Source organism: Streptococcus dysgalactiae subsp. dysgalactiae (assembly GCF_900459225.1).
GTDB classification, from domain to species: Bacteria; Bacillota; Bacilli; order Lactobacillales; family Streptococcaceae; genus Streptococcus; species Streptococcus dysgalactiae.
Map to the genome: position 1 here is coordinate 1,596,586 of NZ_UHFH01000003.1, position 17,534 is coordinate 1,614,119.

Genomic DNA, 17,534 nt, shown 5'->3' on the forward strand with positions numbered 1-17,534 from the left:
GTCTTATATGTTTTACTAAAAAGAAAAGGAAGGTAATCTTGCCTTCCAATTAAAAACTATTTTCATCATAACTCCAATCAAAAAGCCATTCTCTAAAGAATGACCTCTTGTTCTATATTTTATTACTTTTCCTCTTGCTTCCTAAGCCCCAAAAAACTACTTAAGCCTAAAAAATTCAAACCTACTAAGCTCAAAATAGAGACAACTTGCTCACCTGTCTGAGGAAGGCTACTTTGTGAAGTAACGATAGTTTCAAGAGCCTTTTGATGACCTTGCTTGGCCATCAATTTCACACTAACAGGAGAAGTGTTCTTTGTTTTTGATGATGTTTCTTCTGTTCTCACTGCTACAGCATCAGCCAACTGTGTTGGCCCAGACACATAATCCGTTACGTGTCCCACTTCATTCACCACAGGAACAGCTTCTTCTCCCTTAGCTTCAAGCTTAGCTTTGCTTTCAGCCAATTGTGAGTGGTGTTTCGCAGCTAAAACAGCTTGATAGGCTTTAAAGATAGCTTGATACTGTGCTGTTAGGTTAGCCTCTTTGGCTTGTAAGGTTTTTAAGGTCTCAAGTTCTTGTTCTAAACGAGCACTTGCTTCACCGAGAACCGCCTTAGCTTGGTTTACTTTGTCTTGACTTTCTTGTCTCAGTTTTGTCACTTGCTTAAGATTCGTCACATAAGCCTGTTTTTGGGTAAAGTCAGCCTTAGCCTGTTCAACTGCTTTTGTAGCACGGCCAAGATTTTCTTGAGCTAATGAAAGCACTTGAGTTAACTGTTCCAAGCTTTTCTCTTGAGCTGCTAGCTCCGTTTGAGCTTTAGCTAGGTCATCTTGTTTAAGGGTTAGATGTTCTTGGGCTTGCTTAAGATTAACTGTTTTCGTTTCTAGGTCTTGTTCTGTTAATTTAGCCGTTTGTTTAGTCTTATCCAGCATATCTTTGGCTGTGACTAAGTTAGCCTTAGCTGCAGCTAATTGTTCTTTGGCTTGTGAGGTTTGAGAAATAACTTGTTCTAAGGCTGTCACATTTGCTTCCGCTTGTTTAACAGCTTGCTTAGCTTCATCTAAGCCTTCATTAGCTACTGCTTTTGCCCTTTCGAGCTGTGCCATTTTTTGTGTTGTAATTTTGAAAAATGGTACGCCTACACTAGATGTGTCAATTGCGTCTCTACTTTGTTCATTCCATAAATTAGCAACAGGGTACCAACCAATGTTAGCTCGATTATAAGGATCGTAAACATAAGTATTGCCATTTGAGTAACCACGCAAGACAATTTCATGACTATATTGTGATCCCCAAGGACTAAATTTATTATTCTGTACTGCAGCCAAAACATGATGACCTGCTTGTAAAGCTGCAATAATAGTTGATTGACTATCTAAATGTGTTGAAGCAAAGCCATAATGATTAGTAGCAGCTACAAGTCCTTTACCACTTGTACCACCATAATGTTTATTAAACTCATCTGTGTTATGCCATAAGTAATCAGCAATCTCAGTCGGTGTCACATCTCTTTTAGCCAGATCTGAAAAAACCATAGCCAAGGCACTAGGTACACAACCTGTCGCCGCAAAGGTTTGATTACCATAAGCTTTTTGCCACTCGTTATCTCTTTGGTTAAAGTAAGTGCCATTTTCAACCGACTTAGTAAGACGCTCTGCTTCAATCGCAGCCATGACTTGTTCTAGAGTTGTTTGTTTTTCTGTTAATTTTTGAGACTTAAGGTCAAGCTCTTCTTTAGCATGGCTTACATCAGACTCATGTTTTGCATCTGCTTCCTGAGCCTGACTAACTTGTGTTTCTACTTTCGTAACCGCTTCTTGAGCCTCTAACACTTTTTCTTCCGCTGCACTAACGTCAACTACTTGATTACTTGTCGTGAGAGCTGCTTTGGCTTGATTAACAGCTTGAGTAGCACTTGTCACTGTAGCTTCTTTCTCAACAACTGCTTGAGACGCTTTGGCGACTGTTTCTTTCTGATGGTCAACTGCTGTTTGGGCTGTTGATTCAGCCTCTTGAGCTGCTTCAAGCTGTTCTTGTGCATCAGTAACAGCGCTTTGGCTAGCCTCAGCCTCTTCTTGAGCTTTCATTAGACCTTCTGGCGTTGCTTCACTGGCTAGTTTTTCGGCATCATTAACCGCTGTTGTCGCATCAACTAAAGATTGTTGGGCTTGTGTTTTTTCTGCTTCAGCAGCTTTCACCGTAGCTTCCTGATCCTTAACGGCTTTCGTTGCCTCATCAGCTTTTGTTTTAGCGTCCGCCACTTGATTTTCTGTCACTTCCGTATGTGTCACAACTTCAGCTACTTTAGCTGGTCTTGTGTTTGATAAATCATCTGCCTGCACAAGACCTGTGCCTGTAGATAAAGCGGCGACTGCGATTCCTGTTAATACTTTTGTTTGTTTCATAAGTAATTCCCCTTCCTGTAACTTCCTTTATTAAAATTATTATACTACTTTAATGTTGCCTTGGTTCATTTTTTAAATTTCAATAGAAGATGACTCCTTCTTTAAACCATTTATCACGGAACTTATCTTTTCCGTCATTTCCTATACCATAAATAAAACAGCCAAAGTCATAATTATGACCATGTGTATAAAAAGTTAACAAATCTGTCTCATATAAGTTAATAAAATCTTTTAAGCTATCTAAATCTTCTTCACTTCTAACAAATGGATAAGTAGGTCTATAAAATTCTCTAGTCCCTTCGCAGATAGCTATTCCATAAAAATAAATTGGCTTAAAACCTGTTCCTTCATCATACATAGCTTTCTTAATTATTGAATAGGTTACACTAAACTAGACAGAATTTATAAAGTGTTCTACACTAAAGAAAATAGGAGAACAGATATGTCTAGAAAAATACGTCGCCACTTCACCGATGATTTTAAGCAACAAATTGTTGACCTTTACAATGCTGGTAGAAAGCGTAGCAGTCTCATCAAGGAATATGAGCTAACCCCTTCCACCTTCGATAAGTGGGTTAGACAAGCCAAAACAACAGGTTCATTCAAGTCTGTTGATAATCTGACAGATGAACAGCGGGAGCTGATTGAACTCAGGAAACGCAATAAAGAACTCGAAATGCAATTAGATATCCTAAAGCAAGCGGCGGTGATTATGGCACAAAAAGGGAAATAATCACTGCTAATAAGGATAACTATAGCATTTCAGCCATGTGTCGTTGGTTGAACATTCCTCGTTCAAGTTATTACTACCAAGCTGTAGAACAAGGGGCCGAGGCGGTTTTCGAGGAAACTATTAAAACGATTTTCCATGAAAGCAAGTCCAGATATGGGGTTAGAAAAATCAAGAAGTGTTTGGAAAAAGATGGTATAACGCTATCTCGTCGTCGGATTCGACGCATTATGAAGCGACTCAATTTGGTTTCTGTTTATCAGAAAGCCACCTTCAAACCACATTCCAGAGGCAAGAATGAAGCCCCTATTCCCAACCATTTAGACAGGCAATTTAAGCAAGAAAGACCACTACAAGCCTTAGTCACTGACTTAACCTATGTTCGTGTAGGCAATCGTTGGGCTTATGTTTGCCTTATTATTGACCTATACAACCGTGAAATCATCGGCCTGTCTCTTGGTTGGCACAAGACCGCTGAACTCGTTAAGCAAGCCATTCAAAGCATTCCTTACGCCCTGACCAAAGTCAAGATGTTCCATTCAGATCGTGGCAAAGAGTTTGATAATCAGTTAATTGATGAAATATTGGAAGCCTTTGGAATCACACGTTCGCTTAGTCAGGCTGGTTGTCCTTATGACAATGCCGTAGCTGAAAGTACGTATCGTGCTTTCAAAATTGAATTTGTTTATCAAGAAACCTTTCAATCGCTGGAAGAACTAGCTCTTAAGACTAAAGACTATGTTCATTGGTGGAATTACCACCGCATTCATGGTAGTCTCAACTACCAAACACCAATGACTAAAAGATTAATTGCCTAGAAAACACTTTATAAATGTTGTACAGAAAAGTGTTGCCTTTTCACATTTGTTACATCGTATTCTTGTACTCCTTTCCTAGACATCATAATACCTTTCTTTTCTATAAATAAATTATTAAGCATACTTGCTCAAAACAAGAGTAAAATCTTTTCGGTTTTAAAATGGAGAATGAAGAATGGAGGTTTACTGTATTTTACCCTTGTTTTCAACAAATATAAAAAAGCTATGATACATAAAGTCATAGCTTACTGACTAAATACTTCTTTTATCTTTTCTTTTTCTACTATAATGTTGTTGCCTCTATCTCGAGCATACAAAAATGATTGAATATTTCCTTTTCTAATTGACACTATTGTAGGTGCGTACTTAACATGGTATTTTTTAACCAATTTTTGTCCTTCTCCTGTACTAGTATCAATATAATAAGTAATAACTTTACTATCCTTAGCTTGAGTAGCAATTTCTTTTTTAGCTACTTTGCAATAGGGACATGACTTTTTATAAAACACTAAATTAACCGTTTGGTTGACCACTGTTTCATAGTATTGCTTTTGCGTTAGTCGACCATCATCTTGATTGCTAGAAACATAGCCCCACATAATCAATAAAATAAGTGGACTCAATAATAATACCCAAAAAATTTCTTTTTTCACTTGAAAATAGTGCATACTCAATCGAGGTTCCATGTTTCAATTAACCTCCACTTTTTCCTGTTATCTAAACTATAGGAGAGTCCAGTTGTCATTACAGTACCTATTCGTAACAACCTGGTTAGCTGATAACACAAAATCTTTTGTTTAATAAATTCATAAACTAACATTCATTACCTCCAAAATCTTTTAACTAGATACTATTCTTCTCTTCTTGTATTTTTGACACGATACTTTCAAGTAAAGTAACCAAATCTTCTTTATAGATAAACTTAATCCTATTATCATCAGACATTTTAGGAACCTTCTCAAATTCATAAGTATCATAAACCTGCTTCACTAGCCCATGAGCCAATTTATCATTCAATCCCTTATCTTTAAGGTCTCTATATGAGACAACTAATGCCCTATCAACAAGCGTATCCTTTGTGTTCCCTTTAACCAATTCATCAAGCGAGCATTGATAAAAATCCGATAATTTCATTAACGTTACTAAATCAGGAGTACGACTACCATCTTCATATCTGTCATAAGTTCTTAAAGTTATCGATAAATAAGTGACCAACCGCGATTTAGCAATCCCTCCATCAATTCTTAGTTGTTTTAGTTTTTTTGATACATCAATCATTATTTAGCTCCCTTTCAATCATTCTAAATTTTTACCTTTAAAAAAGATACTATTCTTAATACCCTTTCCAAAAATAAAAAAATATAGCTTAGAGAAAGGACGATACCTCATAATATCTAAACTATATTTCTATTTTTATTTTTTAACAAAAAAGCCGACTTGTGAAAGAAGTCGACATAGAAAAAATGAAAAGGCAACACTTTTCTGTACAACATTTATAAAGTGTTTTCTAGGCAATTAATCTTTTAGTCATTGGTGTTTGGTAGTTGAGACTACCATGAATGCGGTGGTAATTCCACCAATGAACATAGTCTTTAGTCTTAAGAGCTAGTTCTTCCAGCGATTGAAAGGTTTCTTGATAAACAAATTCAATTTTGAAAGCACGATACGTACTTTCAGCTACGGCATTGTCATAAGGAAAACCAGCCTGACTAAGCGAACGTGTGATTCCAAAGGCTTCCAATATTTCATCAATTAACTGATTATCAAACTCTTTGCCACGATCTGAATGGAACATCTTGACTTTGGTCAGGGCGTAAGGAATGCTTTGAATGGCTTGCTTAACGAGTTCAGCGGTCTTGTGCCAACCAAGAGACAGGCCGATGATTTCACGGTTGTATAGGTCAATAATAAGGCAAACATAAGCCCAACGATTGCCTACACGAACATAGGTTAAGTCAGTGACTAAGGCTTGTAGTGGTCTTTCTTGCTTAAATTGCCTGTCTAAATGGTTGGGAATAGGGGCTTCATTCTTGCCTCTGGAATGTGGTTTGAAGGTGGCTTTCTGATAAACAGAAACCAAATTGAGTCGCTTCATAATGCGTCGAATCCGACGACGAGATAGCGTTATACCATCTTTTTCCAAACACTTCTTGATTTTTCTAACCCCATATCTGGACTTGCTTTCATGGAAAATCGTTTTAATAGTTTCCTCGAAAACCGCCTCGGCCCCTTGTTCTACAGCTTGGTAGTAATAACTTGAACGAGGAATGTTCAACCAACGACACATGGCTGAAATGCTATAGTTATCCTTATTAGCAGTGATTATTTCCCTTTTTGTGCCATAATCACCGCCGCTTGCTTTAGGATATCTAATTGCATTTCGAGTTCTTTATTGCGTTTCCTGAGTTCAATCAGCTCCCGCTGTTCATCTGTCAGATTATCAACAGACTTGAATGAACCTGTTGTTTTGGCTTGTCTAACCCACTTATCGAAGGTGGAAGGGGTTAGCTCATATTCCTTGATGAGACTGCTACGCTTTCTACCAGCATTGTAAAGGTCAACAATTTGTTGCTTAAAATCATCGGTGAAGTGGCGACGTATTTTTCTAGACATATCTGTTCTCCTATTTTCTTTAGTGTAGAACACTTTATAAATTCTGTCTAGTTTAGTGTAACCTATTCAAAATATTATCACTATATTTCAATTTAAATTGCATGCTCATATCTTCGCACACTCCTTTCACTATGTTTCTCAACATGAGCTACTCAGTCGAATAAGTCCACCTTATCCCTTAGCTAGACAAAGTCTAACACACCGCCCACAATACCATACCTAATCCGCCTCACCACGTTTTCAGTAATCATTGTCAACACCCCTTGCAGAGTAGCAGTTTTAGTTTTTTGTTCAACACAGGCTAACTAACATAAACCTTAGTGTGCTTTTGAGGTCTGAACTTTACTTGTTTAGTCATCACTAGAATGATAAAATATATATGGTGATTCTACATCATGCCCATCTCCTATTAGATCTACCTGAAAGCAAACTTTGAACAGAATTGACTCTTCAGAGTTAGTCTAATAAGGAGGTAGGGTATGATAGAAATTATCACCGAAGTGATGTTCGCTATCATGAAAGCATTTTTCCAATTACTTGGATTATACTTTCATTGCTTAGTTGAACACACAGTAATTACTATAATCATGATCGCAATTATTTTGCATCAATTTTTATAGTAAAACTAAGCTAGGTAGGAATAACTATCTAGCTTTTTTGCTTAAACAAGCAAAATTCAAACTTCAAAAGTTGTCAGACATTACCTCTGGTATCGTAATTGAAACCAAGCTTTACTTTTGAAGAATTTCACGTTATAATAAAGGTGCTTAAATTTTATTAAGGTGTGTTATTCATCTCAAGTTCTGAGTTGTCTGACGCACTTTTTATTCTATTATCAATGATCTTAAAGTAACTCTTGTCTCAAATCAGTGTAACTTTTTGATTATTTATGAAATACGACTACACTTTTTTGAAAGAGTTTTATAAGCTAAGCTTATATTTATATTATAAGTTAAGCTTATATTTCTGTCAACACTTTTTTCAAAAATATTAATATATTTTTTTAAGGAGTTATTATGCTTAATGAAAGACTTAAGGAACTACGTAAAAGTTTTAAACTAACTCAAGTAGAGATAGCAAAAGAACTTAATATCTCTCAACCTGCGTATGGAGACTGGGAAAGAGGTAAGTTTGAACCATCACCAGAAAAACTTAAAACACTCGCCAATTTCTTCAACGTCTCAACTGATTATCTATTAGGTAATACCAATATTAAGAATCCTGACGAAATAAATTTATCTGACTTTGAAATCCTCTTTAGAAAGACTTCTGATAACTTAACTGATGAAGAAAAAATTGAACTTGAACAGGATTTAAAGAGAGTTTTAGCTGAACGACAAAAAATCATTGATGAAAGAAAGAATAAGAAAGGTAATCAGTGACACCTTATACTTACGCAATTCAAACCGCTAAAGAACTGGTTTATACATATATGAAATTGAATGATATTAAAAGTAAATACTATAATTATCATTCTTTTTTTGAGCATTTCTGCGAAAAGTTTAATATCATAACTGTCGAATCGAAACTACATCAAAGTATTTCTGGGTTTTCAATTATTAATAGAAATGATTTTCCCAGTATCTTCTACCAAAAAGAACATCCTAAAACAAGACAAAATTTTACAAAATGTCATGAATTAGGACATATTCTACTTAATCATGAAGGTCATATTTTCACAGAAAATAACGAAAATACAAACCAAGAACATGAGGCTAATTATTTTGCTGGCTTTATATTAGCCCCAGATATTGTTATACTTTATAAAATTGTTTACGAAAATAAACTATTTAAAGAAATAACCATTGATTTAGAAATTTCAAAAGAGTGTTTAGAAATAAGACTCTTCCATCTACTTAAAGATCATTCCAATTTGAACAATAAAGAAATAAGTACAATCGTTAGTGACTTTCAAGGAAACAAAAATCAAGACATGAATTTGGCTCTTTATGATGTCAAACATAATATTATTTTTGAATATGAACAAATAACCCCAAACATTTTTGAGAAAGCATTTCATCAATTAAATAAAAACTATATGATTTCCTCGCTTGAATTCGATGATTTATCAGATAACACTTTCCAAGAAAAATTAAGACAGAGCGATCCTAATCTTCTTTTTGATTCTTATTTTGATTTTGGTAAAAACATTTTTTATTGTTGGGATACAACTTATTTAACTAAAAGTCAGGTATTGAGCAAGGTTAAGACTTTACATTTTGAAGTTCATTTTTTAAATAAAAAAAATAAGTTAGGAAAATAGTCCTAACTTTATTCTTTATTTCTTAGTGCTTTTCTAAACTCTTGCTGCCTTCTTTATAAAGAATATCTTTCCCAGCAATATCTCCAAAATATGAAAATTCTCCATCTCTTGAAATCTCATATTTTAAAGTTCTAACACCATAGTCTTCATAAAAGATAATTTTTGATTCCTTATCAATTTTTGTAATAACCTTTTTACCATCTAAATTTATATAAGCATCTTTACCATTAATTTCTAAAACTAATGTTTTTTCACCATCATATACTTTATAATACTTTCCATTTAACGAATTAGTCGAACAAGCAACTAAAAATACTGTAGATATAGCTAGAACAATCAAACCAACTAATTTCCTTTTCATACCTAAATTTCTCTTTCTCTAAGAAAATCTTTTAATCTTTCAATATCTCTATCACTTAACTTACCAATAATTTTAATATTGAATCCCTTGTTCTCTAAATCATAATACTGAATTGTATCAATCCAAGAACGCTTTTTTTAATTTGCTTTTGCCCAATCAATAACTTCTAAATACTGGCCTTTTATATAGTCAGACTCATTTTCATATTTAGTAGTTAATCTTAAAGTTTTTATTACTTCATCATTAAATTTGACTACTACAGCGGGACGAACCTTTAAACCTGTACCATCAGAATATTCAATACGAGAAACTAAAATAGAATATATCTCAATATCATTCATTTAAAGTATTCCTACTAACTTATTTAGTTAAATAGATAGTCTTGTCGTAACGACCATCATCATCCACATAATGGGCAATTTCTAATACTAAAATAGGTAAGCTTAACAGAATATCTCTGACTTTTTGACTATTAGTAGCATCAAGAGAAGCTGTAACCTCATCTGCCAATAGGATATCTTTTTTCCTAAGTAAAAATCTCGCAATCTCTAGTCGAACGCGCTGACCACCTGAAATGTTAGTCCCGTTATCGACAATCATAACATCCAAGATATGATCCATTTCATCAACTAACCCAACGGCTTCTAGGACCTCTAGCAGTTCCTCATCTGAGAAAGATTGACCTAAGGCTAAGTTATATCGGATAGTATCATTAAACAAAAATGGACTTTGAGTAATATGACTAATATTACCTCTAAAATTATTAAAGGTTAAGCCATCTCTTGTCTTAACAAAAATTTCTCCATTGTCAGGACTGTCAAGTTGAGAGATGACTCTAAATAAGGTTGACTTACCAGATCCACTGGCTCCCTTAATTAATACCTTATCACCCATTTTGCAAGTGAAGCTTAATTGTGAGAAAAGCTTTTTGCTACCATAAGATTTAGTCACATCCGCTACCACAAGTTGCTCAATATTAGCTACGGTAGCTTTAGAGACAGCTGTTCCTTCCATTTCTTCTTCATTTAGAATGCTAAATATCTTATCTGCTAGCGGTTTTGAGCCTTGGATCGATGCAACATTGTACATAATGGTTTGAATCGGATTAACTAACTGATTAGAAGCGATATACATCGCAATTAATTTTGCAACACTGACAACATTTCCTTGAAGAGTAAAGTAAAAACCTAAAGCCAAAGGTACAACTTGACTCAAAAAAAGCATAAAGCCATTGAAAAAATAAATAATATTGTGTGTAAAGGCATATTTTTGAAGGGATTCTTGATAAGTTGTATGGGTCTGATGAAAGTGACCTATTGCTTCACCTACGACCTGATTATTAATAATTGTCTGACTTCCTCTCATATTATCGCTCACCACAGTATAAAGATGCCCCCTATCTGTATTCATTTTTTCACCATTATCTGTTAGTTTATGGCTTAGAATAAATTGGGGGATTGGACGTATAATACTAAACAAGACAAACATACTTCCCAGCACATAATCTTGTAAGATAATATAAGAAGCTGTAACCAAACATAAAATACCCCAAGTAAGCATAGTCACAAAGCAAATCAGATAATTATCTCCTAGGTATTCCATATCTTGAGTCAATATAGAGATTTTCTCATCATCTGTGAAGCGCTTGTTAACAAGTAACTTTTTAAAGAGCGCCAATCTCATATTTTTATGAATTTCCCTACGAAAAACATTTGTGGTATGATTGGCAAAGAGCATTAAAGCATACAAGGTCATATAGACTGAAAATCCGTAAATCGTGAACTGAAGAATCACGTTAAAATCAAAGATTTTTTCCTTTAAATCCAATGCTTTTGAAAGAACAAAGGGTTGACCTAAGGCAGCAAAACTATTAGCTAAACTTCCTGTAATCACTAGCCATTTAGTTTTTTTATCAAGATAGTTAAAGATTGATTTCATTGTTTCCTCGCAATCTTAAAAAAAGGAGGCTAGCACTCCTCCCTAATTTCTTAATGACATGCAATATTATTTTGTTCACATTTTGCATTTACACTTCTGTCACGTTTAGAGTGAGACTTTTTGTTTTCTTTAACTACCATATATTATCACCTCTTTTCATTCAACATCTAATATATCATTATACTGTCCGTCTAAGGCGAATAGTGCTAGATTTTCATATATGGTATTTTTCATTGATTCACAAATCCTCTTGAAAGAAACACCATTTATTCGCTTAACCATCGGACAATTACCTGATTTACATATTAACAAGTATGGACAGTCTGAACATGAATCATCAACATTAATAACCCATTTATCTATCTTATTTTGATTAACAAAACCAGTATTGATATTACCAAAAATATTTTTTTTATCATATAAAGCAACTGTACAAGATTGAACTATCCCATTGACATTAAAAGCGTAATGATTTTTCTTATTGGCATAACAACTAAAAAAATGACTAGTATTATATCTAGAGGCAAATAAAGAGTAACCCTCCTTTACTGCTCGTTTTGAAAGTTCAAAAGCAGTACTACGATTTACTAAAGTCAAAGAATCCTCTACCCTATCTCCTTTCCCCCAATCTCCTACATTACGGTAAAAAAGTAAAAATCTTTCATCTTCTTTAAAAATCAATCCATCGTGTTTCAAAAAACTACATATATTGGGATAATTTTCTTTAGTTATATTGAATCTTATAATGCATTCAAAATCTAATTTTGTCTGTCTCATACCAATCAGATTTTTTAAAATTCTATCATATGTCCCCTTTCCAGTTCGTGAAATCCTCTGACAATCATGACTTTCCTGATTTCCATCTAAAGTAATCTGATAAGAAGTAACTCTTAAATCTGTAACTAGAGTTACAAATTTCTTTTTGTCTAACAAGAATCCATTTGTCGTAAGTGAAGAATCATAATTAACATTATACTTATTACATAAAGAAATTAACCTTTTACCCAAACTAACTATAGTTTTAAAGCCTAGCAATGGCTCTCCACCAAACCAAGCTACTGTTAAATATTTGAATTGTCCTGTTTTAATTTTCTCTTCAACAAAATTAAAAATGGCATTTTCTGTTTCCAAAGACATTGAAATATTGGTAAAGTGCTCATAGCAATACTTACATCTAAAATTACAATCTCCATGAGTTAAAACTGTTAGTCCTAATCTTTCTTTATCTGCTTCCAAGATTTGAGTTAAATATTTATCGACTTCATCTTCTTCCAAAAAATAATTATGTTGTTCTAAATAACTTTCATATTGTTTTTCAGTTTCTTCATCTTCATCTACTTTTTTAATTAGTTCATTAGTTATTAAAAATGAGTCATTGGTTTTTGTATTAAAAAATACAGTTCCTTCACTAATATCATAGCTAATAATACGTGGTGACATCTTCATTGCAACACCTCTTTGTCTCATCAATAATTACACTCACATTATAATCCGCTTTCATTTTAGTGTCAAGATAATTTTTAATTTTTTGAAATATTATTTAATTTCGCAAGTTGTCAAGTCAAGTGCAACCAGTTCATAGATAACTAGAGTTCCAAATGTATACTTCTTTTTTACAATGATCAATAGATTGAATATTCTAAAAAAGAAGTATATCTTTTTTTCATAACTTCATTTTTGTTCTAGATTTGTTCTAAAAAGTCATACTTTCTATATTTATTTTTAAAAACATAAAATGATAAATCCCTTGATAATACTAGCTATTCTTGTCTATAAATTTTCTTTATTATGCTTTTTCTACCTGTAGGGGGCATATAACTATATAAGAAAAAGCCTTTAAATAAAGGCTTTTTTGCTTGTTTAAGGGGGATTTGTCCCATCATTTGTCCCCGGAATTTTTTAAAATTTCAATACTAACTTAGAATTAAAATATTCTTAATATATATTACTGTCTATTTATAAACCTTTATATTCAAATCTTGATTTCTTGAAAAGGCAACACTTTTCACTTCCTATATTTTTATTATAACACCAATACTATATAAGTAACACAAATAATATCATTTTAAGATTGCATACAAAAAAGCTTGCATTTTGAAAATGCAAGCCCATTAAATCAGAAAGTGATATTTTAATTTAAAAAGTAAATCTCTTTTAATCTAATTATTTTTTTGCAAGTAATTTATATATTTTTATAAGACAAATTACTGCCGTAATAGCAAGTCCTAAGTACAACAAATTCAATAGTATTCCTAAATATAGCATAAACTCTGCCATAATAACCTCCTGACTAATCTCTAATTAAAAATTAGTATCCAACCAAAAAGTATCATTACCAACTCTGAAATACAGATGTTTTGTAGAAGTTCCTGAAGGAAGTCCTAATCCTGGAGAGACAGTCCATTGACCTTTTATACCACCATACGCTGAAGCTCCAGGTGCCTCACTAGCTCTAAATACACCATTAGCTAAAAAAGCCCAACTTCCTGCTCCATTAACTGTGGCACCATATACTCTATCAAGCCTGTCATACCCACCTTGAACCTTCTGAAAATCTACGTAATAAGTTGCTTGTAAACCTACTAATCCTGCATTCCCTGAAACAAGCATTCCTTTACATACACTGTAACCAGATCCTGAAGACCATGTTCCACCACTTGTACCTGCAGATCTAGCAAGAAGTTTCTCTGGTCTTATAGTTTCCATAATAGTATCTTTATCAAGCAAATTTCCATTATCATCATAAAATTCTGCTTGCGAAAAGTCAAATCTGACCGTAGTATAATTTTCATCATTATGAGATGATAAAGAACGTGCATAGGAAGCAATATTATTCGTTTCCTGTTGAGTGACAAACTCTATAACATATGGAGATATTTTTTCGGATGAAATAACTATATTTGAAGTTTGAGAGCTATCGTTAGAATTTACCACTTCATTAGCGTTTACTGAATGAATACTTGAATTCTCTGTAACTAAGAAGCTCATCCCAACTATACAAGCAGCCAGTATAACTTTTGTCTTTTTCATAATTATCCTTCTTCTCCAAAATAAAAATTAAAATATTACTTTAATATAATTATACACCATATCTCCTCTGAAAGGAAGCGCTTTCTTTATAGCTCCATATACTCTTCGTTTGAAAATCCTACATAATTTTCACAATAAAATAATTTAACTTAAGTAACCTATTTTATTCAAAAAACTATTCTAAATTTAGATAATAGTATAGAATTATTAAGCCATTAATTACAATTTCTTTTAGCATCTAAACTCTATAAATATACAAGAATAGCAATTATTTACTAATAATTATGTTCCCGAATTTTTATTATTTTGCCCACCTTTTGCCCACCAAAATTTTATTTTATGACTTTACTTAACATTAATTATTGACTTAGAACACCCTTAAATATCTGGTAACATCACTTATCACATTTTATCTTACCTTAGTTTTATCCTGTAGGGGGCATATAACTATATAAGAAAAAGCCTTTAAATAAAGGCTTTTTTGCTTGTTTAAGGGGGATTTGTCCCATCATTTGTCCCCGGAATTATTTATTATATTTTTTGATGTCAAATTGAAAATCTGATATTTTCTGACGTTCAATTACTTCAAAATTTTCTTTTTGAAAATCTTTACGAATGGTAATTGAGTTTAAGCAATCAAAGCCTAACTCTCTATATAATTTCATTGCTTTCAAATTTCTTGAAGCCACTTCTAGATACAAAGATTCCGAGTATTGTTTTACTTTATCTTCTAATATATTGATGACTTGTGTTCCTAGTCCTCTATTTTGAAATTGCTCATCTATAAACAAATCTTCTAACCAATCAATTTTAGCACCTCTATTTCCTAATCTTGCAAAACCAATATAGTGATTTTGAAATTTAACTAGATAGAAAAGATTTCCTTCACTTTGCCAATCCTTGAAGTCTTCCTTACCCTCTTCGTCCGTTTGAATATAGTTACTATGAATCTTCCAAAAACTTTTTATCAGTTCACAGGCATGATCAATAAAACCTTGATTAGATTGAAGATTTACTTCAATTAATTCAAGTGACATGTGAGCACCTCTCTGTATTATATGATGATTTCTATATTTTTCTTTCCACTTTCATTAAACTCAATTTTAACGACCCACGGAAATTCATGTTTGTATTTATCAAACATATCAAACTTAAAGTCTTCTTGATAATAATTAATTATTGTTGATAAAGCTGTTCCATGTGTTCCTATTACAACTGTTTCATTTCTTGAAGTTGCTAAAATAGAATTTAATGCTTCAATATTTCTTTCTTGAACTTCTCTTAAACTTTCACCATTCGGCAACTTAAAATTAAAGTCTTCCCATTGTTTTCGTGCCATTTCATTGAAATTATCAATCCATCCATTAGAGAGTTTTCGCTCTCTTAATCCATCAGTTCTTATGATTTGTTTATTCTTACTAACTGCTAATGGTTCAATAGTACATCTTCGATTCTTTTATCTCGATTTGCTATGTTTAAAACCAAATTATATATTTCTTGCTCATCTCTCATAATGGCTACCTCCTACTTCACTTTATATTACCATATTTTTTCTAATATCTTTATACTATCCTTGTATTTTTCTACAAGTATGTAGTCACAAACTTAAATTAACATTGAAATACCTTTATGCCCACCAAAGAATCAAATTTTTTATATTTCTGAACATCAGATTACGATTCAAAAATTTTTTTAAAAAACTAATATCATAATTTTCCATACTTTAAAGATCTTTGGTTTCATCTTGTAGAGGATATCCGTACTATAAAAAAAAAGCCTTTGTTAAGGCTTTTTTGATTATCTAAAGAGAATTTGTCCCCCAAATGAATACAATGCTATTAATATGTTTTTTAATAAATTAATTGATGAATCATAGCAATTAAAAATACAAGGACTATCAATGCTACTATTTGAAAAAATCTAATTTCTTGCCAACTTAAAATAGGTGAATCTTCTAATCCATTTTTCTTCCTTTTAAATTTAAAAAATGAAATCCCAATTTCTCCTACTATGATAGTAAAAATTGAAAATACAAATAAAGATATTTTATTACCATATCTATCAGGCAAACCATTATTAAAATGAACAATGATCTTCTTCGGTGAAAAAATATATAAAATGAGTGTTAGGGAGATAATAAATATATATATCGCTCTAATATATAACCTTAACTTTTTCATTAATAGTCCTCTTTCTTAATTAACTTTCTTAATTAACTTGCAAGAAACCATTTTTTGATTTGGATTTGAACCATTGGATCTTTTCACTAAACTCATTATCAATTTCTTTATTAATTTTCAAGTAATTTTCACTTATTATTTTTCTTACCCGCTCATTATTATATAAGTATGCACAATACATACAGCTATGAGAAAACTTGGGGATTTCAATTGAGAAAATCATTATATTGCTTAAAATATGATTCGCTTAAGGAAATGCTATTTATATTTCCTAAATGCATAGATGGTATATATCTCATTGTTAACCCACAACAACCTATGTATTCACCCTTGGGATCTACTCCAATAAAAGTAAATAAATTATCACAACCCTTCTGTAAATCAGGATTATTTAACACAAAGTATTATTCTTTTAATTACATAACTAATATAACTTTTTTACATTCTAAATAATCTTCATAAAGTTTTGTTGAAATTACACCATCTTTTAAGAGTTCGTGTAACATTGCTTCGTTTTGGAATGGTTGGTGAACCAGATTATAAAAATATCTATCTTCATTTAATACTTTATTAAAGTCACATTTTGGAGCGATATATTTTTCTATTATTTCATCAGTATATAGATCTATATTTTCGAGGCAACTTTCATAAATACCTTTTAATACTAATTTGAAAGTTTCAATTTTATTTTTTTCTTTTTCAAGTTGTTCATGATCGATAAGAATAAATGTAGTTACATATAAAACAATTATAATTAGTATACTTAGCACATCTAAATTTATTTTATTTATATTTAAACCTATTTTTGATAGTAAATTCAAGTAATCTAAAAGCAAATAGATTACTAATGTAACTAATAAACATAAAAATTTTTTCTATTACCCATTTCTACCTTTTCCTAAATGCAAAAATAATAGTTAATACCTACTTTAAAAATATTTTTTAATCCCCGCAAATTATACTTCTAAGTAATATCAGATAAAAGCATGTCTACTTCTTTGATAGTCTCAATTAATTTTCACCTTCACCACGTAAATCAAAATGATAGTATCTTAGAACTAACTATTCCTCTGTCTGACATTTTTACTTAATTATAGCATCCAATTATATATAATCATATAATTTATAAAAATTTGTCCCCATTTTGTTCCACATTATTTTTCTATAATTTTTCAAAATTTTAGCAAAATAAAAAA

The 17,534-nt window shown here is 32.1% G+C and carries 15 protein-coding genes and 3 pseudogenes; 3 read left to right on the forward strand and 15 right to left on the reverse strand.

Annotation, left to right across the window (positions count from 1 at the left end; all coding sequences use genetic code 11):
* Window positions 1-122: 122 nt before the first annotated feature.
* Entirely contained in the window at window positions 123-2,405 is a 2,283-nt protein-coding gene (locus DYD17_RS08230; protein WP_115253039.1) for a C39 family peptidase, read from the reverse strand.
* Window positions 2,406-2,484: 79 nt separating this feature from the next.
* Complete coding sequence (locus DYD17_RS08235; protein WP_115253262.1) at window positions 2,485-2,778, reverse strand: hypothetical protein; 294 nt, start codon at window positions 2,776-2,778, stop codon at window positions 2,485-2,487.
* Between the two features lie 69 nt (window positions 2,779-2,847).
* Here DYD17_RS08235 and DYD17_RS08240 point away from each other — a divergent pair.
* Window positions 2,848-3,953, forward strand: a protein-coding gene (locus tag DYD17_RS08240) for an IS3 family transposase (RefSeq protein ID WP_115252702.1) whose coding sequence is annotated in 2 segments (ribosomal slippage) — window positions 2,848-3,124 and window positions 3,124-3,953 — 1,107 coding nt in all. Because the reading frame shifts where the segments join, the coding sequence is not laid out codon by codon here.
* 245 nt (window positions 3,954-4,198) lie between these two features.
* Here DYD17_RS08240 and DYD17_RS08245 read toward each other — a convergent pair.
* The 3 genes from DYD17_RS08245 to DYD17_RS08255 all read right to left on the reverse strand — a co-directional run bounded on the left by DYD17_RS08245 (window position 4,199) and on the right by DYD17_RS08255 (window position 6,566).
* Window positions 4,199-4,639, reverse strand: a complete 441-nt coding sequence (locus DYD17_RS08245) for a thioredoxin family protein (protein ID WP_115246288.1) — start codon at window positions 4,637-4,639, stop codon at window positions 4,199-4,201.
* Between the two features lie 157 nt (window positions 4,640-4,796).
* Window positions 4,797-5,231: a helix-turn-helix domain-containing protein gene (locus DYD17_RS08250; RefSeq protein WP_115246289.1), complete on the reverse strand. Its 435-nt coding sequence runs from the start codon at window positions 5,229-5,231 to the stop codon at window positions 4,797-4,799.
* Between the two features lie 229 nt (window positions 5,232-5,460).
* Window positions 5,461-6,566, reverse strand: a protein-coding gene (locus tag DYD17_RS08255) for an IS3 family transposase (RefSeq protein ID WP_115276455.1) whose coding sequence is annotated in 2 segments (ribosomal slippage) — window positions 5,461-6,290 and window positions 6,290-6,566 — 1,107 coding nt in all. Because the reading frame shifts where the segments join, the coding sequence is not laid out codon by codon here.
* Between the two features lie 1,016 nt (window positions 6,567-7,582).
* Here DYD17_RS08255 and DYD17_RS08260 point away from each other — a divergent pair.
* Together DYD17_RS08260 and DYD17_RS10965 are read left to right on the forward strand one after the other, a co-directional pair.
* Entirely contained in the window at window positions 7,583-7,948 is a 366-nt protein-coding gene (locus tag DYD17_RS08260) for a helix-turn-helix domain-containing protein (RefSeq protein ID WP_018366732.1), read from the forward strand.
* On the forward strand, window positions 7,945-8,829 hold the full coding sequence (locus DYD17_RS10965) for an ImmA/IrrE family metallo-endopeptidase (protein WP_176579753.1): 885 nt from the start codon (window positions 7,945-7,947) through the stop codon (window positions 8,827-8,829). The genes DYD17_RS08260 and DYD17_RS10965 overlap by 4 nt, the downstream gene beginning before the upstream one ends.
* A gap of 22 nt (window positions 8,830-8,851) precedes the next feature.
* Here DYD17_RS10965 and DYD17_RS08270 read toward each other — a convergent pair whose 3' ends face one another.
* The 10 genes and pseudogenes from DYD17_RS08270 to DYD17_RS08320 form a co-directional block, all read right to left on the reverse strand.
* Window positions 8,852-9,190: a hypothetical protein gene (locus tag DYD17_RS08270; protein ID WP_115246290.1), complete on the reverse strand. Its 339-nt coding sequence runs from the start codon at window positions 9,188-9,190 to the stop codon at window positions 8,852-8,854.
* Between the two features lie 2 nt (window positions 9,191-9,192).
* Window positions 9,193-9,531: pseudogene (locus DYD17_RS11360) on the reverse strand (hypothetical protein).
* Between the two features lie 19 nt (window positions 9,532-9,550).
* Window positions 9,551-11,128, reverse strand: a complete 1,578-nt coding sequence (locus DYD17_RS08280) for an ATP-binding cassette domain-containing protein (RefSeq protein WP_115253040.1) — start codon at window positions 11,126-11,128, stop codon at window positions 9,551-9,553.
* Window positions 11,129-11,284: 156 nt separating this feature from the next.
* Window positions 11,285-12,574: a radical SAM/SPASM domain-containing protein gene (locus DYD17_RS08285; protein WP_018366728.1), complete on the reverse strand. Its 1,290-nt coding sequence runs from the start codon at window positions 12,572-12,574 to the stop codon at window positions 11,285-11,287.
* A gap of 855 nt (window positions 12,575-13,429) precedes the next feature.
* Window positions 13,430-14,158 carry a hypothetical protein gene (locus tag DYD17_RS08290; RefSeq protein ID WP_003060484.1) on the reverse strand — a complete coding sequence of 243 codons (729 nt, stop codon included), beginning with the start codon at window positions 14,156-14,158 and terminating at the stop codon, window positions 13,430-13,432.
* 524 nt (window positions 14,159-14,682) lie between these two features.
* Complete coding sequence (locus tag DYD17_RS08295) at window positions 14,683-15,195, reverse strand: GNAT family N-acetyltransferase (RefSeq protein ID WP_115253041.1); 513 nt, start codon at window positions 15,193-15,195, stop codon at window positions 14,683-14,685.
* 17 nt (window positions 15,196-15,212) lie between these two features.
* A pseudogene (locus DYD17_RS08300) lies at window positions 15,213-15,599 on the reverse strand (histidine phosphatase family protein); the annotation flags it as partial.
* A pseudogene (locus DYD17_RS10950) lies at window positions 15,590-15,670 on the reverse strand (aminoglycoside 6-adenylyltransferase); the annotation flags it as partial. The pseudogenes DYD17_RS08300 and DYD17_RS10950, both read right to left, overlap by 10 nt.
* Window positions 15,671-16,008: 338 nt before the next feature.
* The gene (locus tag DYD17_RS08310) at window positions 16,009-16,338 is read right to left on the reverse strand and encodes a DUF1648 domain-containing protein (RefSeq protein WP_115253043.1); all 330 of its coding nucleotides are present in this window, start codon (window positions 16,336-16,338) and stop codon (window positions 16,009-16,011) included.
* 416 nt (window positions 16,339-16,754) lie between these two features.
* Complete coding sequence (locus DYD17_RS08320; protein WP_115253045.1) at window positions 16,755-17,174, reverse strand: hypothetical protein; 420 nt, start codon at window positions 17,172-17,174, stop codon at window positions 16,755-16,757.
* Window positions 17,175-17,534 lie beyond the last annotated feature (360 nt).